The 24,690-nt window shown below is 70.8% G+C and carries 29 protein-coding genes; 3 read left to right on the plus strand and 26 right to left on the minus strand.

The features are described 5' to 3' along the window. Positions 1-354: 354 nt before the first annotated feature. A complete protein-coding gene (locus VF092_04920) occupies positions 355-1,971 on the plus strand; it encodes a DUF4253 domain-containing protein (GenBank protein HEX6746616.1) in 1,617 nt (538 codons plus the stop codon). A gap of 424 nt (positions 1,972-2,395) precedes the next feature. On the opposite strand, the gene VF092_04925 is transcribed toward VF092_04920, so the two are convergent. The 3 genes from VF092_04925 to VF092_04935 are packed head-to-tail and all read right to left on the minus strand — an operon-like array spanning position 2,396 to position 4,753. After that, complete coding sequence (locus VF092_04925; protein HEX6746617.1) at positions 2,396-3,013, minus strand: LemA family protein; 618 nt, start codon at positions 3,011-3,013, stop codon at positions 2,396-2,398. A 43-nt stretch (positions 3,014-3,056) separates the two neighbouring features. Beyond that, positions 3,057-3,782, minus strand: a complete 726-nt coding sequence (locus VF092_04930) for a nucleotidyltransferase domain-containing protein (protein HEX6746618.1) — start codon at positions 3,780-3,782, stop codon at positions 3,057-3,059. Positions 3,783-3,796: 14 nt separating this feature from the next. After that, positions 3,797-4,753, minus strand: a complete 957-nt coding sequence (locus VF092_04935; protein HEX6746619.1) for a TPM domain-containing protein — start codon at positions 4,751-4,753, stop codon at positions 3,797-3,799. Between VF092_04935 and VF092_04940 the strand changes: the two genes are divergently transcribed. Then, the gene (locus VF092_04940) at positions 4,731-5,336 is read left to right on the plus strand and encodes a hypothetical protein (protein HEX6746620.1); all 606 of its coding nucleotides are present in this window, start codon (positions 4,731-4,733) and stop codon (positions 5,334-5,336) included. The genes VF092_04935 and VF092_04940 overlap by 23 nt on opposite strands. A 122-nt stretch (positions 5,337-5,458) precedes the next feature. Here VF092_04940 and VF092_04945 read toward each other — a convergent pair whose 3' ends face one another. The 23 genes from VF092_04945 to VF092_05055 all read right to left on the minus strand — a co-directional run bounded on the left by VF092_04945 (position 5,459) and on the right by VF092_05055 (position 23,099). Further along, positions 5,459-5,662, minus strand: coding sequence for a hypothetical protein (locus tag VF092_04945; protein ID HEX6746621.1), 204 nt, complete (start codon positions 5,660-5,662; stop codon positions 5,459-5,461). 255 nt (positions 5,663-5,917) lie between these two features. Beyond that, positions 5,918-6,091: a hypothetical protein gene (locus VF092_04950; GenBank protein HEX6746622.1), complete on the minus strand. Its 174-nt coding sequence runs from the start codon at positions 6,089-6,091 to the stop codon at positions 5,918-5,920. Positions 6,092-6,105: 14 nt separating this feature from the next. Then, positions 6,106-8,100 (minus strand): ATP-dependent zinc metalloprotease FtsH, encoded by a 1,995-nt coding sequence (ftsH, locus tag VF092_04955; GenBank protein HEX6746623.1) that lies wholly within the window; start codon positions 8,098-8,100, stop codon positions 6,106-6,108. A gap of 173 nt (positions 8,101-8,273) precedes the next feature. After that, positions 8,274-8,498, minus strand: coding sequence for a hypothetical protein (locus tag VF092_04960; GenBank protein ID HEX6746624.1), 225 nt, complete (start codon positions 8,496-8,498; stop codon positions 8,274-8,276). 37 nt (positions 8,499-8,535) lie between these two features. Further along, positions 8,536-8,763, minus strand: coding sequence for a hypothetical protein (locus tag VF092_04965; GenBank protein ID HEX6746625.1), 228 nt, complete (start codon positions 8,761-8,763; stop codon positions 8,536-8,538). 75 nt (positions 8,764-8,838) lie between these two features. Continuing rightward, entirely contained in the window at positions 8,839-9,021 is a 183-nt protein-coding gene (locus tag VF092_04970) for a hypothetical protein (protein ID HEX6746626.1), read from the minus strand. 27 nt (positions 9,022-9,048) lie between these two features. Next, positions 9,049-9,234: a hypothetical protein gene (locus VF092_04975; GenBank protein ID HEX6746627.1), complete on the minus strand. Its 186-nt coding sequence runs from the start codon at positions 9,232-9,234 to the stop codon at positions 9,049-9,051. Positions 9,235-9,280: 46 nt separating this feature from the next. Next, positions 9,281-9,448, minus strand: a complete 168-nt coding sequence (locus tag VF092_04980; protein ID HEX6746628.1) for a hypothetical protein — start codon at positions 9,446-9,448, stop codon at positions 9,281-9,283. Positions 9,449-9,844: 396 nt separating this feature from the next. Continuing rightward, positions 9,845-11,245 carry an asparagine--tRNA ligase gene (gene asnS / locus VF092_04985; protein HEX6746629.1) on the minus strand — a complete coding sequence of 467 codons (1,401 nt, stop codon included), beginning with the start codon at positions 11,243-11,245 and terminating at the stop codon, positions 9,845-9,847. A gap of 122 nt (positions 11,246-11,367) precedes the next feature. Further along, complete coding sequence (locus VF092_04990; GenBank protein HEX6746630.1) at positions 11,368-11,577, minus strand: hypothetical protein; 210 nt, start codon at positions 11,575-11,577, stop codon at positions 11,368-11,370. 15 nt (positions 11,578-11,592) lie between these two features. Continuing rightward, the gene (locus VF092_04995; GenBank protein HEX6746631.1) at positions 11,593-11,763 is read right to left on the minus strand and encodes a hypothetical protein; all 171 of its coding nucleotides are present in this window, start codon (positions 11,761-11,763) and stop codon (positions 11,593-11,595) included. A 73-nt stretch (positions 11,764-11,836) separates the two neighbouring features. Next, positions 11,837-12,025 (minus strand): hypothetical protein, encoded by a 189-nt coding sequence (locus tag VF092_05000; GenBank protein HEX6746632.1) that lies wholly within the window; start codon positions 12,023-12,025, stop codon positions 11,837-11,839. A 76-nt stretch (positions 12,026-12,101) separates the two neighbouring features. After that, positions 12,102-12,263 (minus strand): hypothetical protein, encoded by a 162-nt coding sequence (locus VF092_05005; GenBank protein HEX6746633.1) that lies wholly within the window; start codon positions 12,261-12,263, stop codon positions 12,102-12,104. 76 nt (positions 12,264-12,339) lie between these two features. Continuing rightward, positions 12,340-12,522, minus strand: a complete 183-nt coding sequence (locus VF092_05010; GenBank protein HEX6746634.1) for a hypothetical protein — start codon at positions 12,520-12,522, stop codon at positions 12,340-12,342. 862 nt (positions 12,523-13,384) lie between these two features. Next, positions 13,385-14,050: an endonuclease III gene (gene nth, locus VF092_05015; protein ID HEX6746635.1), complete on the minus strand. Its 666-nt coding sequence runs from the start codon at positions 14,048-14,050 to the stop codon at positions 13,385-13,387. Positions 14,051-14,063: 13 nt separating this feature from the next. Further along, complete coding sequence (polX, locus tag VF092_05020; GenBank protein HEX6746636.1) at positions 14,064-15,809, minus strand: DNA polymerase/3'-5' exonuclease PolX; 1,746 nt, start codon at positions 15,807-15,809, stop codon at positions 14,064-14,066. Then, the gene (locus VF092_05025) at positions 15,806-16,708 is read right to left on the minus strand and encodes a hypothetical protein (GenBank protein ID HEX6746637.1); all 903 of its coding nucleotides are present in this window, start codon (positions 16,706-16,708) and stop codon (positions 15,806-15,808) included. Before VF092_05025 ends, polX begins: the two co-directional genes overlap by 4 nt. Before the next feature lie 446 nt (positions 16,709-17,154). After that, positions 17,155-17,892, minus strand: coding sequence for a DUF2071 domain-containing protein (locus VF092_05030; protein ID HEX6746638.1), 738 nt, complete (start codon positions 17,890-17,892; stop codon positions 17,155-17,157). An 85-nt stretch (positions 17,893-17,977) separates the two neighbouring features. Then, positions 17,978-18,253 (minus strand): hypothetical protein, encoded by a 276-nt coding sequence (locus VF092_05035; protein HEX6746639.1) that lies wholly within the window; start codon positions 18,251-18,253, stop codon positions 17,978-17,980. A gap of 288 nt (positions 18,254-18,541) precedes the next feature. Next, a complete protein-coding gene (locus VF092_05040) occupies positions 18,542-19,180 on the minus strand; it encodes a hypothetical protein (GenBank protein HEX6746640.1) in 639 nt (212 codons plus the stop codon). Between the two features lie 120 nt (positions 19,181-19,300). Next, positions 19,301-20,011 (minus strand): hypothetical protein, encoded by a 711-nt coding sequence (locus tag VF092_05045; protein ID HEX6746641.1) that lies wholly within the window; start codon positions 20,009-20,011, stop codon positions 19,301-19,303. Then, positions 20,008-20,526: a hypothetical protein gene (locus VF092_05050; protein ID HEX6746642.1), complete on the minus strand. Its 519-nt coding sequence runs from the start codon at positions 20,524-20,526 to the stop codon at positions 20,008-20,010. Before VF092_05050 ends, VF092_05045 begins: the two co-directional genes overlap by 4 nt. 158 nt (positions 20,527-20,684) lie before the next feature. After that, the gene (locus VF092_05055) at positions 20,685-23,099 is read right to left on the minus strand and encodes an aldehyde dehydrogenase family protein (protein ID HEX6746643.1); all 2,415 of its coding nucleotides are present in this window, start codon (positions 23,097-23,099) and stop codon (positions 20,685-20,687) included. A gap of 337 nt (positions 23,100-23,436) precedes the next feature. Between VF092_05055 and VF092_05060 the strand changes: the two genes are divergently transcribed. Next, on the plus strand, positions 23,437-24,657 hold the full coding sequence (locus VF092_05060) for a rhomboid family intramembrane serine protease (protein HEX6746644.1): 1,221 nt from the start codon (positions 23,437-23,439) through the stop codon (positions 24,655-24,657). Positions 24,658-24,690: the final 33 nt, after the last annotated feature.

Below are 24,690 nucleotides of genomic sequence, written 5' to 3' on the forward strand. Positions count from 1 at the left end.
TCGCTGGCCGAGCTCGAAGCGACGCTGAGCAAGCGTTGCTGCGAGCTCGGCGAGCAGACCGAAATCATCCGAAGTACCACCTGCTTCCGGTGGTGGCCCACGGACGCAAATGCGTCAACTGTATAGCCGGATTTGGTATAAGACCTTTCTCCTTCTGATCGAGGACGGCACCTCGCGCGGGTTGACGCCGGGGCGCTGCCGCCGCGACATTCTCTGCATCTTCGTTCACACCCCCCCGCGTTGCTTTCCGCTCTCCTCCCGCTCCACATGTCCTGGGTGTATCTCTTCCTCCTGCTGTGGCTGCAGGCGATACGGCTGTGGCCGGTCATCGGTGCGGCGATACTCGGGTTTCTGATGGCGCCGCTCTTCAAGCTGCGTCGCCTCCCGACCGCATGCGCGGCGGCGCTCGCGGTGGCCGTCCTGTGGGACCTGTTCTTCGTGACCATCGGCGCGTCGCCGTGGCGCTGGGTGATGCTGCTGCCGCTCGCCGCCGTCTTCCTGGCGCCGTGGGTCGTCACGCCGCTGAAGATGTGGCGGACGCGCACGCCCAACCCGGCCGACTACCCCACCGAGCCGTACGAGCTGAAGCGGCATCCGCTCTCGCCCGTGGCGGCTGAGTGGGCCTCGCGGGCGTGCCGCAAGCTGATGGCCGACGGCTTCGTCCCCGTGGACGACGTCGGGCGGTGGCTGACGGGCGGCAAGGCGATCCGCATGGTGATGCTGGACCACGCCGGCGAGGGTGTGCGCGCGATGGTGCTGGCCGGCGCGGGAGCGCAGCCCGCCGTGGCGACCGACGGCGCGCTGACGTTCTACACGGTGTTGGAGGACGGACGCCAGATCGGGGTCTCGAACTTTTCCGGCCCGCGGACGCACGCCACCCGCCCACCCCACGCCAGCGCGCGCTTCCCGGAGATCCGCGACGCCGACGTGCTGCTGACGGCCTTTCGCGCCTTTGTCGCCTCCGTGGCGGGAGATGCCCCGCGCACGCTGCCGCCCGGCGCCACGGCGGCGGAGTTCATGGCCGCCAACGCGGGCGACCATGAGGAGGAGATGACGGCACTTGGATGGTACCGCCGCGCGGGCGAGGGCTGCCGCTGGACGCTCCGCGGCGCGGTGCTCGCGAACTGGTACCGCCTTTTCCCCCTGCGCCACCTGGGCGTGCGTGCGGCGCTTCGCGAGCAGGACCGGGTGCTGAAGGAACTGGGGATCCGGGTGAAGCTATGGCCCTCCGTCACGCGCAAGCCGAAATGGTGGCTCACCGCGGGCGGGGTGAACGCCGCGACGGTGGCGGCGCTGCTGATGTTCGGCATCGTCTGGCCGTGGATGGCGGATCGCGGCGGGATCGTGGGGATGGCGCCGCTGCTGGGGCGCCCGGACCGCGTCGTCCCCGAGCCGCTGCCGGCGGGGTTCGCGGTGCCGCGCGACTACGACGGTGCGGTGGCGGCGCTGTCGCGGCTGGCGGGCGCGCCGGCGCGGCCGCTCGAGGCGAACGATGGCTACGCCGGCGGCGACCAGGTGGGGATGCAGGTGCCCGTCGCGAAGAATCGGGTCGACGGGCTGCTGGCCACCGCGCAGCCGGCGTTCGCCGCGCGCGGGTTCGTGCTGCTGCACACGCAGGACTTCAGCCAGCTGCCGGCCGACCCGGATGCGCTCGCGCTCTTTCCGCTGGGCGATGCGTACGACGTGCTGCGCAAGCTGAACACCAACGGCGGGAACTACGGCATCGATCCCGACCGGGTGGTCGCGTGGCTGCACGAGGTCGACCGCGAGCACCCGCTGACGGTGAACCAGGCGGGGTTCGACTTCGTGGGCGCGCGCTTCCGCGACCCCGTATCGCCCGCCGAGGCGCGGGCACTCGCGGCGCGCGTCACGCGCTTCTGCCCCGACGTGGTGACGCAGGGCACCGGCAGCGTCCGCGCCCTGGCGGCGGAGATCCGCAAGACGCAGTCGCTGTACTGCTGGTGGGATTAGGGGCGCCCTCTCCGGCTCGCCCAGGCTCGCCACCTCTCCCGTACCGGGAGAGGTAGGGGTGAGGATGCCCGCGCGGGTGGCGAATATTCGCGCGGCCGCAGGCTGGCCCCCTCCCCCGGCCCCTCCCCCGCTGCGCAGGGGAGGGGAGAACTCAGCGTGGCGACGAGACTCTGCGTGAGGGATGCGCGCCCGGAGGGCCGGGACGCCGCCGCGCGTGCACCGTAGCCGGCCGTTCGCGGGAATGCCGGGCGCGGCGGTGGCCCGGCGCCGTTGGCCACAGCGGTATCGTGGCCTACGGCGCGCGCAGCCCGTTTGGGCGTCTCAGCGCCCAACACGCCCAAACCCCGCAGTTCCAAAAAGCTTCGGGGCCGCACCTCCGACTGGAGATGCGGCCCCGTCTTCATTGCATCGCCTCGACGATCGGCTACGTGGCGCTGTCGAAGTTCACGGTGGGGGCCTGCTCGGAGCCGGCGGGCGCCTGGTACGGCTCCTTGCGCTGCGCGCCCGTGACCTTGGCCGTGACCGCCTGAGGGAACTGGCGGATGTAGGTGTTGTAGTTGCGCACCGCCTCGTTGTAGTCGCGCCGTGCCACGGCGATGCGGTTCTCGCTCTCGGCCAGCTGGTCCTGCAGCGCCTGGAAGTTCTGCGTGGCGCGCAGGTTGGGATACGCCTCCACCGCGATGTTCAGGTAGGTGCCGATGGCCCGCGTCTGCGCGGCCTCGGCCTGCTGCAGCTGGTTCACGTTCTTGCTTTCCACCGCCGTGCGCGTCTGCGCCTGCGCCTGGTTCAGCTGCTGCTCGGCGGCCTGCAGCTGCCCCGCGCGCGCCCGCGCCACGTCGGTGTAGGTGCCGCGCTCGAAGCTGGCGGCGCCCTTCACGGTGGCCACCATGTTGGGGATGAGCTGGTTCCTGGCCGTCAGCTCCACCCCGATGTTGGACTTGGACTGCTCGGCCGTCTCGTCGAGCTGCTGGATGCGGTTGTAGCCGCACCCCGCCAGCGTGAGCGACATCGCCACCGCCACCGCCATCCGTCTCTGCCGCATCGTCTCCTCCGGGAGTGGGAAAGCCCAGGCCTGACGGTTGGGGTCAGGCCGGCGCCTCGAACCGGTCCACGTACTCCACCACCCGCGCCACCGCGTCCAGATACCCCGTGACCACGGGCGAATCCGGCCGCACGTCGAGCTTCGTCTGTCCGGCGCGCGCGCGCAGGATCTCCAGCAGCGGCCCGGGGTCGAACCCCACGCGCGACGCGGTGGCCGCCACCACCGCCTGCGGGTCACGCGCAACCTCCACGCCCGACAGCCGCAGCACGGTGCGGAACATCACCAGGAAGGTGGAGAGCGACTTGAGCAGCACGGGCTCGAACTTCAGCGCCTCGCCCGCCTGCGTCAGGTAGCGCGTGCGCAGGCGGATCTGCGCGCCCTTCAGCTCGCGCTCCAGCTGCATCCGCAGGTCGGCCGGCCGGATCTCGACCCCCGCGAAGGGGTCGGCGCCGTGCAGCACCAGGTGCGCGTCGCGGATGTCGGCCAGCTCGATGGGAAAGGTGTCGGCGCTGTCGCGGAACTCCGCCTCGCTCATCACCAGCGGCGGGGGATTGCTCTCCGCGGCCCAGGCGCGGGCCAGCGCGCTCCCGCGGCGCAGCGTGGCGGCCTGCGTGTCGCCCAGCAGCACCAGCAGGTTCAGGTCGCTCACCCCGTCGCGGTACTCGCCGCGCGCGGCCGAGCCGTACAGCACCACCGAGCGCAGCGCGTCGCCGTACGCGCCGGCCAGGTCGCGCGCGAAGGCCTGCGCGCGCTCAGTCTCCTTCCCCATCGTCGCTCCCGCGCTCACCAGTCGCCTCCCGCGCCGCCGCCGCTGAACCCGCCGCCGCCCCCGAATCCCCCGAACCCGCCCCCTCCGCCGCCGAAGCCGCCGCCCCCCCATCCCCCGCCCCAGCCGCCCCCGCCGTGACGTCCCCCGCCGCCGCCCATGGGGAAGGGGAGGAAGACCGGGAGGCATCCCCGCCGCCGCCCGCCCCCCGAGAGGAGGAGCATGATCACGATGAAGGCGATGAAGATCCAGATCTGCGACCCGCCGCCGCCGCGGTACCCCCGGTCCCCCGCCGGCTCCCCGCGGGGGACGGAGACGGGCGCGACCACGGGGGAGAGCTGGAAGCCGAAGTGCTCGGCGTACGCCTGCGCCAGCGCCGACACGGCCAGGTAGATGCCGCGCCCGGGGTTCCCCGCCGCCAGCTCGGGCACCAGCACCCCGCGCCCGATGCGCCCCGCCTCGCCGGCGGGGATGAAGGTCATGGTGCCGGTGCCGGTCTCGATCCGCCAGTGGCGGTCTTCCATGGTCACCAGCACCACCGCGCCCGTGTTGCGGTCCGGCGTGTTGGGATCGCCCTTCTTGCCGACCTGCCACTGCCGCCCGATCTCGCGCGCCACCGTCGACGCGTCGCGCCCCTGCGCGTTGGGAAGGGTGACGACCACGATCTCGCCGCCGCTCTTGGCGCGCACGTCGTCGATCACCGCCTGGATGCTGTCGCGGTACTCGGCGGGGATGACGCCGGCGAAATCGTTGACGTACCCCGTGGGCTCGGGGATCTGCAGCTGCTGCGCGCGCGCGGGCGGCGCGGCCGCCCCGGCTGCCAGCGCCAGGGCCAGCGCGATCCGGCCGCGGCGGCGCGCAAATCGCGTGCATGGCGCGGCGCGGGGGGCGTCCGCGCGCTCGGTGCTCCCGTTCAGTCCACCCTCCAGACCGTCATTCCGATACCGGCCGATGAAGCGTTCCGTGTGGGTCATCGCCCTGCTCGCGGCCGCCGCGTGCGGCGGCGGCGACAACGTGGTGGTGCGCGCCTCGCTCGAGGACGGCGGGCGGCAGCCGATCGGCGACCTTCCCGTGCGCCTGCTTCCGTACGACCGGCAGGGCATTCTCGATTCACTCGGCACCGAGAACGAGGATCCCGAGCCGAAGTTCGCGCCCGGCACCCTGGCGCGGTTGCGCAGTTTGCAGGCCGCCGAAGCGGCGGTCAAGGCGCGGGGCGACACCGCGGTGGGCAGGATCCAGGCCCAGCGGCGCGCGCTGCTGCTGGAAGTGGACAGTATCCGCAAGGCGCAGGAGAAGTGGCTGGAGAAAATGAAGGACGACTTCGAGAAGGCGGTGCAGGATCGCGTGGGCCGCAGCGGGCTGATGGAGAAGGCCGACACCACCGACGCCGCCGGCCGCGCGAGCTTCGAGGCCGAGCCGGGGAAGTGGTGGGCCGTGGCGCGCTACGTCCTCCCCGACGAGGTGCTGGAGTGGCAGGTGCCCGTCACCGCGCGCGAGGGCGACAGCACCGTCGTGCGCCTCACGCGGAAGCGGGCCCGCGAAGAGCCGTTCTTCTGAAACGATCTTAAAAAGATATATGGCTCACGCAGAGTCAGCAGAGTTAGCAGAGAGAACCGCTGTTCAACTGCTGACCCTGCTGACTCTGCGTGAGCCCTTCTTTTCTCCCGATCTCGGGGTGATCAGAAGCAGGTGCACCCCGGGTTGCAGACGCCGCCGTTGAAGCCGCGGGCGATGCAGGCGCCGTCGCAGCTCTCGTCCACGCACGCGCGCGCGGTGACGGGCGTCTGCGGGGCCGCGACCGCCTGTGCCGCCCCGAACGCCAGCGCCGCCGCCGCCGTCCACGCGAACGCGCCGTACCGGATGTACTTCGCCGTATGAGCCATACGTCCCTCCTCGTGAGAGCGTGAATTCCCCAGCCCGCCATCGGGTACAGGGGACATTGGACGCTTTCAACGTGCCAACGTGATCTTTGATCGGCCGACGGCATTGCGCAAATTACGCGCCCATGCGTCGCGGTGGCGATCTATGTCAAAAGGAATTCACACAAAGGCACAGAGAAAAAGAGAGCCACGGAGAACGGCAATCGGTTCTCCGTGGCTCTCTTTTCCCCTTCTGTCCCTCTGTGTGAGGCTGTTCCGTCAGCGCTCGCCTTCCGCCTGCGACGGCTTGTCGGGCTGGCCGCTGCCCTCGCGCCGCTCGGTGGCCGGCACCGGGCGCTCGGGCTCGGGCTGCGCCTGCTCGTCCGCGGAGTGCGGGCTCTTGTCGCTGTAGCGCGGGTCCTTCCCGCCGTTGGCATCCATTCGCGTCTCCATCTCCTTCGATCGACTCAGTCCGCCGCCGGCTCGTCCGCCGGCGACGTGGCCGCGCGCGCCTGGCTGGCGTCGCCCAGCGGCGCGGCGGGCGGCGGGGTGACCACGCGGTCCTCGCTGGGCTCGCGCGTGCGCGGCGGCAGGTGCATGATCTCCCGCAGCTCCGACTCGTCCACCACCTCCTTCTCCAGCAGCCGCTGCGCCAGCACCTCCAGCACGCCGCGGTCCTCGGTCAGCAGCTTGCGCACGCGCTCGTAGGTGCCGTCGATCAGCCCGCGGATCTCGCTGTCGATCTCGCGCGCCGTGTCCTCGCTGTACTGGCGGCCGCCCGCGTGGTCGCCGTCGGCCTGCAGGAACTGCATCCGCCGCGGGCCGCTGAGGTTCACCGGGCCCAGCTCGCGGCTCATCCCGTACTCCATCACCATGCTGCGCGCCAGCTCGGTCACGCGCTCCAGGTCGTTCCCCGCGCCGGTGGAGATCTCGTTGAACACGATCTCCTCGGCCACACGCCCGCCCAGCAGCACGGCGATGCGGTCCATCAGCTCCTGCTTGGTGAGGAGATAGCGGTCTTCCGTGGGCAGCTGCTGCGTGTAGCCCAGCGCCGCCACCCCGCGCGGGATGATGCTGATCTTGTGCACCGGGTCGGCCGTGGGCACGCGCTCGGCCACGATGGCATGGCCGGCCTCGTGATAGGCCACGATGGTGCGCTCCTTCTCGTTGATCAGCCGGTTCTTCTTCTCCAGCCCGGCCACGATGCGGTCCACCGCGTCGTCGATCTCGAGCATGGTCACTTCCGGCTTGTCGCGCCGGGCGGCCAGGAGCGCGGCCTCGTTCAGCAGGTTGGCCAGGTCGGCGCCCACGAACCCCGGCGTGCGCCGGGCAATGCGGTCCAGGTCCACGTCCTTCGCCAGCGACACCCCGCGCGAGTGGATCCTGAGGATGTCGAGCCGCCCCTTCCAGTCGGGCCGGTCCACCAGGATCTGCCGGTCGAAGCGACCGGGGCGGAGCAGCGCGGGATCCAGGATCTCCGGCCGGTTGGTCGCCGCCATGATGATCACGGCGATGCGCGGGTCGAAGCCGTCCATCTCCACCAGGAGCTGGTTCAGCGTCTGCTCGCGCTCGTCGTTGCCGCCCAGCACGCCGCCGGGGGTGCGCGCCTTCCCCAGCGCGTCGAGCTCGTCGATGAAGATGATGCACGGCGCCTGGCTCTTGGCCTGCGCGAACAGGTCGCGCACGCGGGCCGCGCCCACGCCCACGAACATCTCCACGAACTCGGCGCCCGAGAGCTGGAAGAAGGTGACGCCCGCCTCGCCGGCCACCGCGCGCGCCAGCAGCGTCTTCCCCGTCCCCGGCGGGCCCACGAGCAGCACGCCCTTGGGGATCTTGGCCCCCAGCTTGGCGAACTTCTCCGGGCTGCGCAGGAACTCCACGATCTCCTGCGTCTCCTGCCTGGCCTCGTCCACCCCCGCCACGTCGTCGAAGGTGACGCCGGTGCCTTCCTCGCCCACGATGCGCGCGCGGCTCTTCCCCACGGTCAGCACGCCCTGCGTGGGGTTCATCCGCCGCATCATGAAGCTCCAGAACACCACGATCATGGCCACCGGGAGGAGCCAGATGAGAAGGCTCCAGAGCTTCCCCTCCGAGGCGAAGTCGTAGGGCACCTGCCGGGTGTCCAGCAGGCGCATGAGCTCGGGGTCGTCGACGGTGTTGTCGCGCGTGGCGGTCCACTGGCGCACGCGCGCGCTGTCGCGGATGGCCTTCTTCGGAACCGCCACCACGGCGGTGGGGGTGATGGTGACCTGCTCCACCTGCCCCGCCTGGATGCGGTTCTTCAGCTCGCTGTACTTCATCCGCCCGCTCCCCTGCATGCCGCCAAAGAGCATGGTCAGGGCGATCAGGGCCATGAAGCCGAAGAGGAGCGGGCCCACGCCGAAGCGGCCGGGCCCGCCGAGGCCGCCGCCGCGCCTGCGGTCGGAGCCGCGGCGCCTCTCGTTCTGGATGGGGGGTTCCATGCCGGCCCGCAGGCGCAAGCTTCGGACCATGCACGGGGGTTACGGAAGTGCTGAGTGCTGAGTGCCGAGAGTCGAGTGCCCAGTGCCCAGTGCCCAGTGCTGGAGATGCGAAGGCGCCGGGCCTGGTGGGAGGCCGGGCGCGCTCGGGGTGGTGCGGGATGGACCGCGGTGGATCAGATCCGCGGCTTCGGCGCGGGGCGGAAGCGGCAGCAGACGCATCCGCTGGTGCAGTCATCGTCTCCGCCGCCGGGGCCGAAGCGCACGGTGCCGCAGACGCGCACGCACGTGGCGGTGGGCGCCGCCGCGTTGGCGTCGATGGTGCCGCGCACGTCCTCGTACTCGTCCGTCTCGAACGAGCTGACGCTGACCTGGTCCACGTTCAGGCTGAGCTTCTTCATCATTCTCCCTCCCGTGATGGATGGCCCACCCGCCCGGTCAGATCTGCGGCTTCGGCGCGGGGCGGAAGCGGCAGCAGACGCACCCGCTGGTGCAGTCGTCGTCGCCGCCGGGGCCGAACTTCACCGTGCCGCAGATGTGCACGCACGAGACGTAGGGCTTGGTCGCGTCGTCGTTGGCCTCCACGGTGCCGCGCACGTCCTCGTACTCGTCCGTCTCGAACGAGGCGACGTCGATCTGCTCCACGTTCAGGCTGAGCTTCTTCATCTTCCCCCTCCTGCGGTGAATGGTGCGTCCGTCGCGGGTGGGGCGGCGGCGTGGGGATCCGCGTGCCGGCGGATCTCAGCAATCGTCGATGGTGCAGCCGTTGAAGCACGTTCCCGCCGCGGCGGTGCCGCACAGGGCGCAGCCGGTGCGGGGGGTGGCCTCGGCGCCGCGCACGGTGCCCCGCGCCGGAACGGCCGCCGCGGTGGGGAACGACTCCACGCGCACCTCGTCGACCGCCAGCCTCAGCTTCTTCGTCATCATGCCTCCAGGATCGGGTTCACCGGTTCAGACGCAGTCCCAGCAGGTCTGCCGCTCGCTGCAGAAGCAGCCGATGTTGATCGACGTGCAGTAGCAGGTGTTGGCGCCCTGCGAGACCATCGCGGCGTTCACCGTGCCGCGCCCGGCGCCGTCGCGCGAGGTCTCGAAGCTCTCCACGCGCAGCGCGTCCATGTCCAGGTTCAGCTTGTTCATCGCTCCGTCTCCGGTCCGAAGGGTGGGGGATGCGGCGGGACGCCGCTCAGCACTGCTCCGTGCACCAGCAGCCGATGTTGCGCGACGTGCAGTAGCAGGTGTTGGTGCCGGTGGAGACCCCGCGGGCGTCCACCGTGCCGCGGAACCCGTCGCCGCGCGCGGTGGCGAAGGTCTCCACGTCCAGCTCCTCGACGTTCAGCGACAGCTTGTTCATGCGCTCCTCGCGGTGAAGGGGGATGGAAACGAAACGGACCGCGCACCCGGGATGGGCGAGCGGTCCGTGCGGGCACGAAGGATCGTCATGCGACAGCGACAGGTGCACGCCTGCCGTTGCGCCGTCGCGGCGTCAGCCGGTACCGGAACGATTTGCGCGTGACGCATGCGCATGCGCTCTTTCGTGAGCTTAAAGGTGCGGTGTGCGATCCAGCATAACCCCCTGACCCTATAGGATCAAGTACCGGGGATTCGGCTGCTGTGGCTGGTTCCCGCGCCGATAGCAGCATCAAACAGCAAGTCTCACGCAGAGTCAGCAGGGTCAGCAGGAGAACGGCTGCAGTTCTCTGCTGACCCTGCTAACTCTGCGTGAGATCAAATCGTTCCAATTCACCGCTCAGAAATCGGCGCTCCCGGTGGCGCGCGGATAGGGGATGACGTCGCGGATGTTGGCGATGCCGGTGGCGTACTGGACCGCGCGCTCGAAGCCCAGGCCGAAGCCCGCGTGCGGCACCGTCCCGTAGCGGCGCAGGTCGCGGTACCACCAGTAGCTCGCCGCGTCCAATCCCATCTCCGCCATCCGCCGGTCGAGCACGTCCAGCCGCTCCTCGCGCTGCGAGCCGCCGATGATCTCGCCGATCCCGGGCGCGAGGACGTCCATCGCCGCCACCGTCCTGCCGTCGTCGTTCTCGCGCATGTAGAACGACTTGATCTCGCGCGGATAGTTCATCACCACCACGGGGCGGCCGACCAGCTTCTCGGTCAGCCAGCGCTCGTGCTCGCTCTGCAGGTCCACCCCCCACTTCACCGGGAACTCGAACTTCTCGCCGCTCTCCTCCAGCCGCTTCACCACCTCGGTGTAGTCCATCCGCTCGAAGCTGCTCTCGATGAACGCCTCGAGCCGGCGGACGCACTCCGGGTCCACGCGCTCGGCGAAGAACGCCATGTCGTCGGCCCGCTCGTTCAGCAGGTCGGTGAAGATCGACTTCAGGAACGCCTCGGCCAGGTCGGCGTCGTCGTTCAGGTCGGCGAACGCGATCTCCGGCTCGACCATCCAGAACTCGGCCAGGTGCCGCGTGGTGTTGCTCCGCTCCGCGCGGAAGGTGGGGCCGAAGGTGTACACGCGGCCCAGCGCCTGGCAGTACGCCTCCACGTTCAGCTGCCCCGACACGGTGAGCGAGGCCGAGCGCCCGAAGAAGTCCTGCGCGAAGTCCACCTCGCCCCCGTCGGTGCGGGGGAGGTTCAGCAGGTCGAGGGTGGAGACGCGGAACATCTCGCCCGCGCCCTCGGCGTCGCTGGTGGTGATGATGGGCGTGTGCACCCAGAAGAACTGGTTGCGGTCGAAGAAGCGGTGGATGGCCATCGCCATCGTGTGCCGCACGCGGGCGACCGCGCCGAAGGTGTTCGTGCGCGGCCGCAGATGCGCGACCGTGCGCAGGAACTCCATCGAGTGCTGCTTGGGCTGGATGGGATACGTCTCGGGATCGTCCACCCAGCCGGCGACCTCGATCTTCGTGGCGCGCACCTCCACCGGCTGCGGACGCCCCGGCGTGGGCACCAGCTCGCCTTCGACCACCACCGAGCAGCCGGCGCTCAGCCGCAGCACCTCGCTCTCGTAGTTCGGCAGCTCCTTCCCGGCGACCACCTGGATCATGGCGAAGGCCGAGCCGTCGCTCACGTTGATGAACGAGATGCCGGCCTTGGAGTCGCGGCGGGTGCGCACCCACCCCTGAACGGTGACGGCGCTGCCGGGCTCCACGGCGCCGGAGAGCAGGTCCTTGATGGTCGGGCGAAGCATGATGCGGGCGATCGTCGGTCCGTTTCGACAACGCGCCCGGCGCGGGGGGTCCCGCGCCGGGCGCCGGGCTTGCGCCGGAATCATAAGCGATCGGGCCGCCGCCCGCATCCCGCCGGGGTGGATCAGATCCCGCCGGGGACGATGTATCCGTTGTCGCCGGCGCAGCCCATCCGCGCGTCGGTGCAGCCGGCCTCCACGTCGGTGTCGCACCCGCTGTTGTCCTGCGTGCAGCAGTACGGGCTGTACGGGATCGGCGACGTCGTGGTGTCCGCGTCCGTCCCCGCGCCCGTCTCGAACGACATCACCTCGAGCTCGTCCAGGCTCAGCGTCATGGCCGTGTCTCCGGTTCAGAGTCCCGTCGCGATGGTGGTGTCCACGCACCCCGTCTCCGGCCCGGTGGCGCACCCACTGTTGTCGTCGGTGCAGCAGTCGGGCGTGTAGCGCGCCAGGAACGCCGTCGGCGCGCCCGTCTCGAACGCCGTCACCCGGATCTCCTCCAGCCTCAGCTTCTTCGGCACGCGCGCTCCAGGATCGTAGGAAGGGAGATGGAGAGCGGGCGGAGCGGCACCCCGGCCGCCCCGCCCGCCACGGTCAGTCGACGGCGATGATCGTGCCGTCCTTGCAGAGGAACGGGTCGCCGCTGGCGCTCTCGCAGCCGCCGGCGGTGGGGTTGATGCCGCAGCCGCTGGTGCAGCCGGTGCAGCAGTTGAGCGTCCCGCCCGTGCTCGGGATGGCCGCGGCCAGGAACGACTCGACCTTCAGGTCCTCGGGATTGAGCATGGGACGATCTCCTCCGGATGGGGGAATGGAGGCTCCGGACGGGGCGGCCCTTCTCCGCCGCCCCACCCATCGCCGCTCAGTACAGCACCGGATCGCCGCCGCCGCTGGCGCAGCCGCTCGCCGTGGGGTTGATGCCGCAGCCGCTGACGCAGCCCGTGCAGCAGCCCAGGGTTCCGCCGGTCGGCAGGGCGGAAGAGGTCTCGAACGAATCGACCTGCAGGTCTTCGGGGTTCAGCATGGCTGATGCTCCTGTGAGGGGACGTGAATCGGCGGAGCGGCGTCCCTCGCCGCTCCGCCCCTTGGCAGGCTGCCGGTCAGTACGCCAGCACCGGCTCCTGCATACAGATGACCTGCCCGCTGGCGCTGGCGCAGCCGCCCGCGGTGGGGTTGATCCCGCAGCCGCTGACGCAGCCCGTGCAGCAGAAGCCGCCGCCCGGGGCGGCGATCGCGGCGGAGGTGTCGAAGGACTCGACGTTCAGGTCGTCGGGGTTGAGCATGGGAGTGTCTCCTTGCGATGGGGGGAATGACGCCCCAAGCGGAGCGTCGGGTGAACCGGCATCTCGACTACGGCCGGAAGGGGTCGGGTGGATCTCACCTCACGTCCGGCGAGATGCCGCTCAGGCAGGGCCCGCGCTCTCGCAGCCACCCTCGGTGGGGATGTAGCCGCACCCGCTCACGCACCCGGTGCAGCAGTCGCCGGCGCCCGGCACCGCTCCCCCGCCCGCGCAGATGAACACGTCGCCGGTGTCGGCGCTCTCGCAGCCACCCTGGGTGGGGATGTAGCCGCAGCCGCTGACGCAACCGGTGCAGCATTCGCCGTCCGGACCCAGGGGGATGGTGTCGAACGAATCGACCCTCAGGTCATCGGGGTTCAGTATGGGACGATCTCCGGGACGAGAGTGGGAGATGCAACGCTCCAGACGGACGTGTCCTGGGCGAGGTGCCCGGTACGCGGCCGGAAGGGAGTGGCCGCGGGTGAGGGGAGAGGGTACGGTGAGAACCGTCCCGTGGTCAGCGCGCCGGATGCAGTCGGTGTGCTCCGGGATCTTTCGTGGCGGGGCGCCAGCGAAGAGCCCCCGCGCCGCGGGCACACGGCACGGGAACGACGATGATAATGGCGTTTTTTAGGGTGCGCAATATGGCGTCAAATGTTGTTGTAACTGCGACAAAAAACCGCGTCACGGCGGCTGCCATGACGCGGTTGCGAGGTCCCGATGAGGCCGCTGCCCAGCGTCCCATCTCTTTGGATTCACGAATCTACTCGAACATTCCTTGAATGTGGGGCAATAGGATGTTTCCGGTGCAAGTCATTGCCGCAACATTGACTTCGGTACAAGGGATACGGGCGAGACGGCGGAGTCAGGCCGGCACCGGCTCCATCGCGTCGGATACGGCCGGCGCCGCCGCGGCCTGGCGATAGGCCGCCGGCGCGGAGGGACACAGCTCGGCGACGACGCAGCGCTCGCAGAACGCCCGGCGCGCGGTGCAGACGGCGCGGCCGTGGTCGATCAGCAGGTGCGTGAAGATCACCCGGCGCTCGGGGGGGAGCAGCGCGACCAGGTCCGTCTCGATCTTCTCCGGGTCTTCCTCCTTCGTCAGCCCCAGCCGCGCGGCGTTGCGCTTGACGTGCGTGTCCACCACCACGCCCTCGGCGATGCCGAAGCCCACGCCGAGGACGACGTTCGCGGTCTTGCGGCCGACGCCGGGGAGTGTGACGAGCGCCTCCATGCTGGCCGGCACCTCGCCGCCGAAGCGCTCCACCAGCGCGCGGCCCAGGCCGATCAGCGACCGGCTCTTGTTGCGGAAGAAGTTGAGCGTCTTGAGATGCTCCTCCATCTCCTCCTGCGTGGCCTCCGCGAAGTCCGCGGCCGTGCGGAAGCGGGCGAAGAGCGCGGGTGTCACCCGGTTCACCGCCGCGTCCGTCGTCTGCGCGGAGAGCACCGTGGCCACCAGCAGCTGCAGCGGCGTGTCGTGGTCGAGCGAGCACCTGCTGTCGGGGTACTCCGCGTGCAGCCGGTCGAGCACACGGATCAGGCGCTCACGCCGGGCGGCCCTGCTTTCTCTGGGCAAGGATCTCCTCAACTTCCTCTAATTCGTAGCAGTTCAGCACGTTGCGCGGCCCCAGCCATCCCTTGCGGGCCACGCGCACGCCCCACTGCACGTGGTCGAGCGAGCTGGTGGAGTGCGCGTCGGGGTCGATGGGAACGAGCACGCCGCGCGACGCCGCGTACCGCGCGTTCTTCCAGTCGATGTCCAGCCGCGCGGGGTCGGCGTTGATCTCGATACAGACGCCGTGCTCCGCGGCCGCGTCGATCACCGCGACGACGTCCACCTCGTAGCCGTCGCGGCGCAGCAGCAGGCGCCCGGTCGCGTGGCCCAGGATGGTGAGGTGGGGATTGGAGACGGCGCGCACCAGCCGCGCCGTCATCTCCTTCCGCCCCAGGTTGAACGCGCTGTGGACGGAGCCGACCACGTAGTCGAACCCGGCCAGCACGTCGTCGTCGTAGTCGAGCGACCCGTCGGCCAGGATGTCGCTCTCCACCCCCTTGAACAGGCGGACGCGCTTCTTCCCCTTCCCGCCGTGCGCGCGGTTCCAGCCGTCGATGTCCGCCCACTGGTCGCGGACGCGGTGGGGGCTCAATCCCCCCGCGTATGAGGCGGTCTGCGAGTGGTCCGCGATCCCCAGATAGCTCCACCCGCGCTCGCGTGCGGCCTCGCCCATCTCGGCCAGCGTGGCGCGCCCGTCCGAATACGTCGTATGGCAGTGAAAGGTGCCCCTGAGGTCGCCGATCTCCACGAGCTCGGGGAGCGTCCCCGCCGCCGCGGCCTCGATCTCCCCCCACCCCTCGCGCAGCTCCGGCTCGATGAACTGCAGATCGAGCGCGCGGTAGACGGCCGCCTCGTCGCGCGCGGCGACGCGCTTTCCGTCCCGCCACAGGCCGTCCGCGGAGAGCCGCATCCCCATCTCCTGCGCGCGCGCCTCGAGCTGGGTCAGGTGCTCCGCGCTTCCCGTGGCGTAGAGCAGCGCCGTCGCCCAGCGCGCGGGGGGGACGCAGACGAGCCGCGCCTTCAGCCCGTCGGAGAATTGGATCTCCGCGCGATCCTCGTCCCCACCTCGCTTCGACGCCGCGCCGCTCAGCGCGCGGAAGGCGGCGAGGACCGCGGCGGGATCCTTCGCGGCGGCGACGAGATCGACCGAGTCGACCACCTCGCAGTCGCGCCGCACCTCGCCCGCGGTGTCGGCCTTCGTCACCCCGTCGAGCGTGTCGAGCCACTCCAGCAGCCGCTCGGCCACCTCCAGCGCGGCGTAGAGTCTCCGCCTTCCCCGCGCCGCGCGCGCGAAGGCGATGGATTCGAGGATCTTCTGCTCCGTCTTCGCGCCCATCCCGGGGAGCGAGGCGAGACGGCCGGCGAGCGCGGCCTCTTCCAGCCGGTCGAGCGAGTCGATCCCCATCTCCGCGTAGAGCGTGCGGACGCGCCGGGGGCCGAGGCCCTTGATCCGCATCAGGTCGTACAGCCCGATCGGCGTCTCCGCGGCCAGGCGGTCGTACAGCGACGAGCGCCCCGTCTCCACCAGCTCGCGGATGACCTCGGCGATCCCCGCGCCCACGCCGGGGAGCGAGGTCAGGCGGCCCTCGGCGGCCAGCTGCACGAGGTCGGCGCCGCTGGCCTCCAGGCGGCGGGCGGCGGTGGCGTACGCCTTGGCGCGGAAGGGGTCGCCCCCCACCACCTCCAGCAGCATGGAGATCTCGGAGAGGACCCCGGCGACCTCCGGCGCCTTCATCCCTCGGCGCCCTCCGCGGGGAACCCGGCGCCGGAGAGGCGCACGCGGTGGTAGGGAAGGCGGCTGAGCGGCACCTGGCCGGGGCGGTCCTCGGCGCGGCGCTCGGGCGCCGGCTCGGCCTCCACGTCGGCGGGGTGCGCGTCGACGTACCAGAGCGCGCGAGCCAGCAGCTTGAGCGCCTCCGTCGTGGTGAGGATCGAGTACAGCCCCGCGATCTCGCCGCCGGGGAGGATGTTGTCGAAGTCGCGCGCGCCCTCGCGCCCCGGCGCCTCGGCCCAGGTGGCGGGGATGCCCGGACCCGCCTCGGTGTCGAAGGGGATCACGCTGAACCCCGCGCGGCCGCGGCGCAGGCCGAGCACCATCAGCACGTTCAGGTCCTGGTACGCGCCGCCGCCCAGCGGGTCGCGCCCCTCGCACACGGTGGCGAAGAAGCCGTCCACCGGCTCGGGCGGCACGTCGGTGGAGATGCTGGCCCAGAAGAGCTTGGCGGGCAGCTGCACGTAAACGCTGGGCACGGGGAGGGTGAGCGTCCAGTCCTCCAGCGCCGGCGCGGCCTCCACCAGGTAGCGGGCCACGGGCGCGTCGAGGCAGTAGATGCGCCGCCCGAAGCGCCAGAAGTTGAACGCGTGGTAAAGCAGCGCGCGGTACTCCTCCAGCATCTCCGGCGGCGCGTCCTGCGGCACCATGTCGCGCGCGGCGTCGCCGGCCAGCGTCAGGAACCCGAAGCGCTCGCGCGCCAGCGGGTCCTCGCCGTGCATCTCGGCCTCGGCCAGGATGCGCGGGAAGATGCGGTTCTCGAACGCCGGCTCGCCGAACGCCATCTCGTAGGGCGTCAGGAAGGGTCCCGCCTCGCGCCGCGGCTCGGGGTGCGTGCCCGCGCCGGCTTCCGTCTCCGTCAACGCCACCTCCGCTCGCTCCGCCCCGGGGTCAGGAACTGCGCTTCGGGATCGATCCTCCAACAGATGGAACTGCAGGCTTTGGGCGTGTTTGGCGCCGAGACGCCAAAACGGGCTGCGCGCGCGGTAGGGCACGATACCACCGTGCCCAACCGCGCCAGGCCACCGCCGCGCCCGGCATCCAAGCGGTCCGCGGCGACGGCGCGCGCGCGGCGGCGTCCCGGCCCTCCGGGCGCGCATCCCTCACGCGCGCGGCCACATCCTGCAAACCGAGCGCCGAAACACGGCGAGCCAAGCTACGCGGCCGCTCCTCCGGCGCGCCAGCAAACATCCGCGCCGTCACCGATTCTTTTGAATTCTCTCACGGAGGGCACGGAGGTCACGGAGAAAAACCTTCTGTTCTCCGTGTCCCCCGTGCCCTCCGTGAGAGCCATCCAGCGATGCCGCCCTCAGACGATGCGGCGGGCGCGGCGCACGACGATGGGCGAGCCGTCGGCCACGAACGCGGACGAGGGCGGCGCGGCCAGCGGCCCGGCGAACTCGGCGCCGTACAGCGCGGCCACGTCGGCGTCGAGCGCGGCCTTGTCGGCGGACCAGACGCGCCACGACGGGTGCTCCACGCGGTACTCGACCGTGCCGCCGTCGCGCTGGGCCGTGTATCCCCAGTAGTGCTCGGTGATGAACTCCTCCTCCGACCCCGCCACCAGCGGCGCCGAGCCGCCGGAGAAGCGGGCGCGCAGCGAGCTCCATCTCCCCCCGAACCTCCAGCCGTACTCCGCCTCGCCGCTGGGGTCGCTGATCCGCACCGCGTGGCGCATGGGCAGGGCCACGTAGCGCTCGTTGTAGACCAGGCGCGCCAGCGTCGCGATGGCCCAGCGCGGCACGATCTCGCGGATGAAGCACACGCCCCGCCGCCACCCCTCCGGCCCCTGCCGCCCGACGTAGAAGCGGAGGTTCACCTCCTCGAAGTTGCGGTGGAAGGGGATGGGAACGCCCAGCACGCGCGTGTCCAGGAACATGAACCCCACGGCGCTGACGAACGTCCGCCCCTGCCACGCGTCCAGCTCGGTGCCGCGCGGGACGTACGGGCGCAGGATGCCCGGGTCCACCTCCCAGTTCAGCATCACCAGCGTACGCCACGCCGCGGTCAGGAAGCGTCCGGGCGCGGCGGGAACGGCGTCGCTCATCGCGGCCTCGCGCGTGGGTGTCGATGGACGCGACGGGCGGCGCCACGTCGCGCGCGGCGCCGCCCGTCGATGCCGCGGATGCGCGTCACGGCGTGGTGCCGCCCGGCTGGCTCATGCGGTTGACCTCGTCCTCCTGCCGCTGGTAGGCTGCGTTGGCGCTGTCGACGCCGCGCCGCGCCACGCCCGGCGCACCGGCCATCCCGGTCGGAGGCGCGGCCTCGGGTGCGGCGGGAGCCGGCGCGGGGGCCGCGGGCGCGGACGCGTCGGAGGCGGGAGCGGCGCCGGGCTGCGCGTCGTCATTGCCGCACGCGGCCAGCACCAGCGCGGCGGCCGCGAGGGCCGCAAAACGTGAGCGGGTCATGAGTCCTCGGGGTGGATGGAGCGGATGTAGGGTGTGTGGCTCGCAATCTCTGCGCAGGCGCGGCGGCGGGCAAGCGATCCGTCATGCTCGACCAGGAAATCGGACACGCATTAACGACGAACTGAAGTGTCACACGGAGGAAACGGAGGGAAGCCGGTGCGGCACTCCGTTTCCTCCGTTCCCTCCGTGTGAGCCTTCTTTGCTGTTCCTCTGATATATGGATGAATCGAGCCCCCGCGCGGCGAAGTGCCGGCGGGGGCTCGTATGCGTCTAGGGCGATGCCGCGCGTCAGCTGCCGACGTGCTCGATCACGCCGTCGACGGCGAAGCCGCAGAAGTTGCCGGTGAGCCGCACGTTCTGCGTTCCCGTGACGAGGTCGGCGCTCAGGTCCACGGTGCAGCGCCCGGAGCCGCCGCGGCCGTTGTCCCAGGTGAACCCGCCGATCTCCGTCAGGTGAAAGTCCGTCACCCCGCTGGCGCCGCTGGCCGCCGCGCGCAGCGTCACGTCGATCTTGGGGTCGCCGCTCAGGGTGAAGACCGCGCCGTCGTCCGTGCGCACCTTGCAGCCGGTGTGGGCCACGGCCAGGTTCGCGGCCACCTGCGCGGTGCTGGCCTGCGCGTCCACCGCGCCGCCGATGGTGCCGGCCACGGCCACGTCGCCGCCCGCCGGGCACTGCTGCCGCGTGTCGAAGGTGAACGAGAAGGTGCTGCTGCCGTTCGCCGACTGCAGTCGCGCCCCGCGCGCGCCGGCGGGCACGCCGCCGTCGCTGAAGCCGGCGCCCACCGCGAAGACGGCGTGGTTGAGCGCGAGCGCCTGGGCGCGGGTGAGCTGGGCGTCGCTGGGCGCGGTGGCCGAGCCGCCGTCGCAGGCGGCCGTGGCCACGGCGGCAAGGATCAGGGTCGCGGCGGCGAGCACGCGGTTGCGCATGGAATCGGGCTCCTGCGGGGTTCACCGGCTCCGGCGGGAAGGAGTTGCCGGACACCCAATCTAACGGCGTTTTCCGTCTGCCGGTAGCAGAGGGGTATTAAGCTGCCAGGGTGATGCAAGTCACTCCCCGACGTCCGACGCCTCGGCAACCCGGCGGAGACGCGATTCCACGCGCATGGGCAGCGCCGGGTCGAAGCGGGCGTCGGGAAGCGCGCCGGCGATGGCATACGCGGCATCGCTCGAAGCGAGGAAATTCCGGGTCTGCTCGGCGATCCAGCCGCGGAGCTCCGGCTCGGCTGCGGCGACTTCGTCCGGCAGCTCCGGCCGGCCCGCGAACAGCGACACGATGTCTTCGAGGTCGTGGCTGCCGATGTAGTCGCCGCCGGCGCGTCCTTCCACGGCGCTCCACTTGGTCGCGAGAAAGACCTCTGCGCGCGGGATGCGGATGCGCATGCCGGACGGAAGCGTGTGAGTGCGTGAGGTTTCGAACGCCAGCGGATACCACCGGTTCGCGAAGCCGAGCGCGCGCTCGCCTAACGGCATGACATCGAGAATCCCCGCCTCGGAGCGCCACCGGCAGATCGGCGCGCCGGCGGAGGAATCCTCGCGGAAGCCGAGGGCCCGCAGCCGTTCCGCCACACGCTCGTACTGGACGCGGGTCACGGCGGAGCAGATCACGTCGACGTCCACGGTCACGCGCGTCCGTGCCGCCGCGGGGTCGGTGAAGAGGAGCCCGGTCACCTGTCCGCCGACGAACACGACTTCGTCGAGAAGAGGCCCAAGCTGGCGCGCCATCGGTTCGAGGAGCCGCGAGTTGGAGCTCGCCTTCATCGCTGTGCCAGGTAAGAAGCAAGCCACTCCCGCGCCCGCTCGCGCTCGCGCGACTGGCCTACACGCAGCACATCGATGACCGTAAGCGCACCGTACAACTCGGGGTCCTCGCCTGCCAGCAGCGGCGCACCGGGGTAGAGCGGCGTGATGCTTTCTCCGCGTACCGTACCGTCCGGACTCGGCCACACCAGGTCGCCGCCACCCGTGAACGCATCGCGGAGCGGGGGAGCCGAATGCGCCGTCGGCACGCCGCGAGTGATCGCGCCCAACGATGGAAAGAAGACGTACGGCACGCCAAACAGCAGGAATTCCTTCAGATTCGGGCGATTCGGCAGCCGCGTGCCGGGAATGAGGAGCATCGCCGATTGGAGCCGCCTGACTCCGCCGTGAACGGCGCCCAGGCTCAGGTGCAAGCGGGCCGAGAGCTCCTCGTAGAGCATGTTCGGCGTTGCCGTGAGCGCAAGCGTGATCACGACATCGGCCGGCCGCAGCGAAGGTTGGCGCGCGACGTTCATAAGAGGCGGTGGTTTCACGTTTCACGAATCGTGAAAATCACGTTAGCGTTCCCAGAACCGACAAGTCAAGAAACTGGTTTTTCACGTTTCATGAAACGTGAAAAAACATCGGACGAAAGGGGAGCAGATCGGCTCCCCCTCGCCTTCCCGGGTGAACCCTACTCCCCGTAAGGCACCCAGATGTTCTTGATGTGCGTGGCGTGGCGCAGGAACTCGGGGCCCTCGCCCTGCACCGGGTCGAGCCAGTCGCGCGGGCGGCCGTAGCCCACCCAGGTGCGCTTCATGTTGCCGGCCGAGAGGCGCTCCACCATCTCGCTCCCCTCCGCCGTGCCGAAGTACCACATGGCGTCGACGTCGTCGTGCGCGGCCAGCGTCTGCGCCAGCTCGTCGCGCTTGCCGGTGACGATGTTCACCACGCCGCCGGGGACGTCGCTGGTGTCGAGCACCTGGTAGAAGTCGGTCGCCGCCAGCGGCCAGCGCTCCGAGGGGATGGCGACGACGGCGTTCCCCATCGCCATCGCGGGGGCGATGAGGGAGACGAAGCCCAGCAGCGGCGCGTCGTCGGCGCAGGCGGCGCCGATCACCCCGATGGGCTCGCGCATGGCCAGCGTGACCATGCGGAAGGGGGTGGCGTGCACGTCGCCGTCCCACTTGTCGGCCCAGGCGGCGTAGGTGTAGAGCCGGCGGATGGTCGCGTCCACCTCGCGCGCGGCGGCGGCCTCGTCGCCCGTCATCGAAGCGATGCGGCGGGCGAGCTCGTCGGTGCGCGCGGCCAGGTTCTCGGCCATGTAATACAGCACCTGCGCGCGGTTGTGGCCGGTCTGCTTCCCCCAGCCGGCGGCCTTGTGCGCCGCCTCCACCGCGTTGCGCACGTCCTTGCGGTTCCCCAGCCCCGCCTCGCCCACCAGCCGTCCCCCCGCGCCGTGGACGGGGAGCGAGTAGCCGCCGTCCGGCCGCGCCTGCTTCCCGCCGACGTACAGCTTCGCCGTGCGGTCGATGGGCGGCAGCGTCGGCCCCTTCGCCTTCGCGCCCGTATCCCCCTTCGGCGCCCTGGTCTTCGTCTGCTGCGCGCCGTCGCCCCTCACCTTCCCCAGCGCCTTCTCCCACTTGGGCTTGACATATTCGTACAGCCCCTCGCGGCCGCCCTCGCGGCCGTAGCCGCTCTCGCGGTAGCCGCCGAAGCCGCTGGCCGCGTCGAACACGTTGGTGCTGTTCACCCACACCGTGCCCGCCTTGACCTTGGGGGCGATGTCGAGCGCCAGGTTGATGTTCTCCGTCCACACGCTGGCGGCCAGCCCGTACGGCGTGTTATTGGCCAGCTCGACGGCTTCCGACGGCGTGCGGAAGGTCATGGAGACGACCACGGGGCCGAAGATCTCCACCTGCGCGATGGTCGACGACGGCGCCACGTCGGTGAAGAGCGTGGGGGGGAAGAAGCATCCCTCCTGCGGGCAGCTCCACGACGGCTGCCACATCGTCGCCCCTTCCTCCACGCCCTGCTGTACCAGCTCCTGGATCTTCTGCAGCTGCACGGGGGCCACGATCGCGCCGATGTCCACCGCCTTGTCGAGCGGGTCGCCCACGCGCAGCGTCTCCATCCGCGCCCGCAGCTTCTCCGTCAGCCGCTGCGCGATCCCCTCCTGCGCCAGGATGCGGCTTCCCGCGCAGCAGACCTGCCCCTGGTTGAACCAGATCGCGTCGACCACGCCCTCGACCACGGAATCCAGGTCCGCGTCGTCGAAGACGATGAACGGGCTCTTCCCGCCCAGCTCCAGCGACAGCTTCTTCCCGCTCCCCGCCGTGGCGACGCGGATGATGCGGCCGACCTCGGTCGATCCCGTGAACGCGACCTTGTCCACGTCGGGATGCTCGACCAGGAGCGCGCCCGTCCGCCCGTCGCCGGTGATGATGTTGACGACCCCCGGCGGCAGCCCGGCCTCGTCGCAGATCTCCGCGAAGAGGAGCGCGGTCAGCGGGGTGAACTCGGCGGGCTTCAGCACCACCGTGTTTCCCATCGCCAGCGCCGGGGCGATCTTCCAGCTCAGCATCAGCAGCGGGAAGTTCCAGGGGATGACCTGGCCGACGACACCGACGGACGCGTAGTCGCGCAGCTCGGCGTCGGTCTCCATCAGCTGCGCCCAGCCGGCGTGGTGGTAGAAGTGGCGGGCGACCAGGGGGATGTCGATGTCGCGCGACTCGCGGATGGGCTTGCCGTTGTCCATCGACTCGAGCACGGCGAAGAGGCGCGAGTGCTTCTGCACCTGCCGGGCGAGCGCGTAGAGGTAGCGCGCGCGGCCGTGCCCGCCCAGCGCCTGCCACCCCTCGAGCGCGCGCCGCGCCGCGCCGACCGCCGCGTCGACGTCCGCCTTCCCCGCCTGCGCGATGCGCGCGAGCGGCTGGTTGTTCGACGGGTTGACGGAGTCGAAGTATTCGCCGGTTTCGGGATCGCGCCACTCGCCGTCGACGTACAGGCGCATGGTGCGGTTCCGCTCCTCCAGCCAGCGGACGGCGGGCGAGGCGCTTTCGGGCGCGGGCCCGTACTCCAGCGTCTCGAAGATCTCGGCGATGCTCATGGCGGTGTCCTTCTCGCGCGCGGATGTGTTGATCGGCAGGAAGATACACCGATGCGGGGCCGGGCGCATCTAACGGAAGTGCCCAGTGCCCAGTGCCCAGTGCCCAGTGCCCAGTGCCCAGTGCCCAATGCCCAATGCCCAATGCCCAATGCCCAATGCCCAGTGCCCAGCGTGGACACTCGTGCTCTTCGCACTCAGGACTTGGGACTCAGGACTTAGGACTTTCTGTTCTGGGCACTGGGCACTTGGCACTGGGCACTCCTGGAACCCGCGTGCACGCCACGCCGTACCCCCGTACATTGGTCGCCGCATCCCGAGGCCACACCCGGAGAGCCCGTTGAGCGAACCGAACCCCGAAGGGCCCAACGCCGCCGCCGAGCCCGTGCGCGTGCGCGGCGTGGTGCTGGGCCCCAAGCCGGCCGACACGCCGTACGGCTACTTCGAGCACGAGCCCCACGCCTCCACCCGCGAGGAGCTGGTCGCCCGGCTGCACGAGGGGCGCCCTACGCCCTACGTGTGGACGCCGGAGACCGACGGCATCGTGCACGCGTGGACGGTTCCCTACCTGTTCGACGCCTTCCGCACGCGGGGGATGCGGCACTCGCGGCGCGTGGCCCTCACCTGGGCGGTGATCGCCGCGGCGCTGCTGGGCTACGCGGCCGTCTCCGGGCACTTCCGCTTCGCCAACGGCTTCGTGATCGGGGGCTTCGTGGCCGCGTCGCTCTCGTTCTACTCGTGGCTCGAGTACGGGCGCTTCCGCCGGCTCACGCCCGAGAGCCTGGCCGCCCGGGTGAAGGAGGTGCGCGACCGGCTCCCACCCCGCCGCGGGCCCGCGCGCTTCACCCAGGTGCTGGCGGGGAGCGTGGCCGCGGTGGTGCTGGTGCAGGCCATCAGCGCCATGCTGCACGCCAAGGGGCTCAACATCCCCATCCTTCCCGAGAACTCCGCCATCACCCCCAGCGTGGAGGTGGCGGGAGTGGTGAAGGTGGCCATCCGGCAGGGGCACGAGTACTGGCGGCTGCTGAGCGGCGCCTTCCTGCACGACGGGCTGCTGCACTTCGCGATGAACGGGATGGCGCTGCTGGCCATCGGGCGCTTCCTGGAGGGATACGCGCACCGCGCCTACGTCCCTCTCGTCTTCTTGCTGACCGCGGTGGCCGCCAGCACGACGAGCCTCTTCCTCTCCACCGCCGAGGCGTCCGTCGGCGCGTCGGGGGGGATCCTGGGGCTGTTCGGCTTCCTGGCGGTGATGGCGCGCGTCCGCCGCGACGTGATGCCCCCCGGCTTCGGCCGCGCCATCCTGGCCGACATCGCCGTCGTCGCGGCGATGGGGATCTTCGGCTGGGGATACATCGACAACGCGGCGCACGCGGGCGGCTTCCTCTCCGGCGCCCTGCTGGGATGGCTGATGGTCCCCCGCAGCGGCCGCACGCCCTACTGGGAGCCCTCCAAGCCCATCCGCGTCCTCGGCGACGTCTCGCTGGCGATCCTCGTCCTGGCCGCGCTGTTCACCATCGCCATGCTCGTCCTGCGCATCTTCGTCTTCCCCACGGGGTGATTCCCTTTGGTGATTTCGATCGGGAAGGGATGA

This window comes from Longimicrobium sp., assembly GCA_036377595.1.
In the GTDB taxonomy this organism is placed as follows: Bacteria; Gemmatimonadota; Gemmatimonadetes; order Longimicrobiales; family Longimicrobiaceae; genus Longimicrobium.

What these genes read in the sequence shown, in the direction of transcription:
- VF092_04920 (HEX6746616.1), top strand. Translation starts at nt 355, where the DNA reads ATGGCGCCGCTCTTCAAGCTGCGTCGCCTCCCGACCGCATGCGCGGCG.
- ftsH (HEX6746623.1), bottom strand. Translation starts at nt 8,100, where the DNA reads ATGGAACCCCCCATCCAGAACGAGAGGCGCCGCGGCTCCGACCGCAGG.
- VF092_04935 (HEX6746619.1), bottom strand. Translation starts at nt 4,753, where the DNA reads ATGACCCACACGGAACGCTTCATCGGCCGGTATCGGAATGACGGTCTG.
- VF092_05045 (HEX6746641.1), bottom strand. Translation starts at nt 20,011, where the DNA reads ATGAAGGCGAGCTCCAACTCGCGGCTCCTCGAACCGATGGCGCGCCAG.
- VF092_04930 (HEX6746618.1), bottom strand. Translation starts at nt 3,782, where the DNA reads ATGGGGAAGGAGACTGAGCGCGCGCAGGCCTTCGCGCGCGACCTGGCC.
- VF092_05010 (HEX6746634.1), bottom strand. Translation starts at nt 12,522, where the DNA reads ATGCTCAACCCCGACGACCTGAACGTCGAGTCCTTCGACACCTCCGCC.
- VF092_05040 (HEX6746640.1), bottom strand. Translation starts at nt 19,180, where the DNA reads ATGCGCAACCGCGTGCTCGCCGCCGCGACCCTGATCCTTGCCGCCGTG.
- VF092_04940 (HEX6746620.1), top strand. Translation starts at nt 4,731, where the DNA reads ATGAAGCGTTCCGTGTGGGTCATCGCCCTGCTCGCGGCCGCCGCGTGC.
- asnS (HEX6746629.1), bottom strand. Translation starts at nt 11,245, where the DNA reads ATGCTTCGCCCGACCATCAAGGACCTGCTCTCCGGCGCCGTGGAGCCC.
- VF092_05000 (HEX6746632.1), bottom strand. Translation starts at nt 12,025, where the DNA reads ATGCTCAATCCCGAGGACCTGAAGGTCGAGTCGTTCCTGGCCGCGGCC.
- VF092_05030 (HEX6746638.1), bottom strand. Translation starts at nt 17,892, where the DNA reads ATGAGCGACGCCGTTCCCGCCGCGCCCGGACGCTTCCTGACCGCGGCG.
- VF092_04945 (HEX6746621.1), bottom strand. Translation starts at nt 5,662, where the DNA reads ATGGCTCATACGGCGAAGTACATCCGGTACGGCGCGTTCGCGTGGACG.
- VF092_05035 (HEX6746639.1), bottom strand. Translation starts at nt 18,253, where the DNA reads ATGACCCGCTCACGTTTTGCGGCCCTCGCGGCCGCCGCGCTGGTGCTG.
- VF092_05005 (HEX6746633.1), bottom strand. Translation starts at nt 12,263, where the DNA reads ATGCTGAACCCCGAAGACCTGCAGGTCGATTCGTTCGAGACCTCTTCC.
- VF092_05055 (HEX6746643.1), bottom strand. Translation starts at nt 23,099, where the DNA reads ATGAGCATCGCCGAGATCTTCGAGACGCTGGAGTACGGGCCCGCGCCC.
- VF092_04950 (HEX6746622.1), bottom strand. Translation starts at nt 6,091, where the DNA reads ATGGAGACGCGAATGGATGCCAACGGCGGGAAGGACCCGCGCTACAGC.
- VF092_05050 (HEX6746642.1), bottom strand. Translation starts at nt 20,526, where the DNA reads ATGAACGTCGCGCGCCAACCTTCGCTGCGGCCGGCCGATGTCGTGATC.
- VF092_04990 (HEX6746630.1), bottom strand. Translation starts at nt 11,577, where the DNA reads ATGACGCTGAGCCTGGACGAGCTCGAGGTGATGTCGTTCGAGACGGGC.
- VF092_04960 (HEX6746624.1), bottom strand. Translation starts at nt 8,498, where the DNA reads ATGAAGAAGCTCAGCCTGAACGTGGACCAGGTCAGCGTCAGCTCGTTC.
- VF092_04980 (HEX6746628.1), bottom strand. Translation starts at nt 9,448, where the DNA reads ATGAACAAGCTGTCGCTGAACGTCGAGGAGCTGGACGTGGAGACCTTC.
- VF092_04975 (HEX6746627.1), bottom strand. Translation starts at nt 9,234, where the DNA reads ATGAACAAGCTGAACCTGGACATGGACGCGCTGCGCGTGGAGAGCTTC.
- VF092_04970 (HEX6746626.1), bottom strand. Translation starts at nt 9,021, where the DNA reads ATGACGAAGAAGCTGAGGCTGGCGGTCGACGAGGTGCGCGTGGAGTCG.
- polX (HEX6746636.1), bottom strand. Translation starts at nt 15,809, where the DNA reads ATGAAGGCGCCGGAGGTCGCCGGGGTCCTCTCCGAGATCTCCATGCTG.
- VF092_04965 (HEX6746625.1), bottom strand. Translation starts at nt 8,763, where the DNA reads ATGAAGAAGCTCAGCCTGAACGTGGAGCAGATCGACGTCGCCTCGTTC.
- VF092_04925 (HEX6746617.1), bottom strand. Translation starts at nt 3,013, where the DNA reads ATGCGGCAGAGACGGATGGCGGTGGCGGTGGCGATGTCGCTCACGCTG.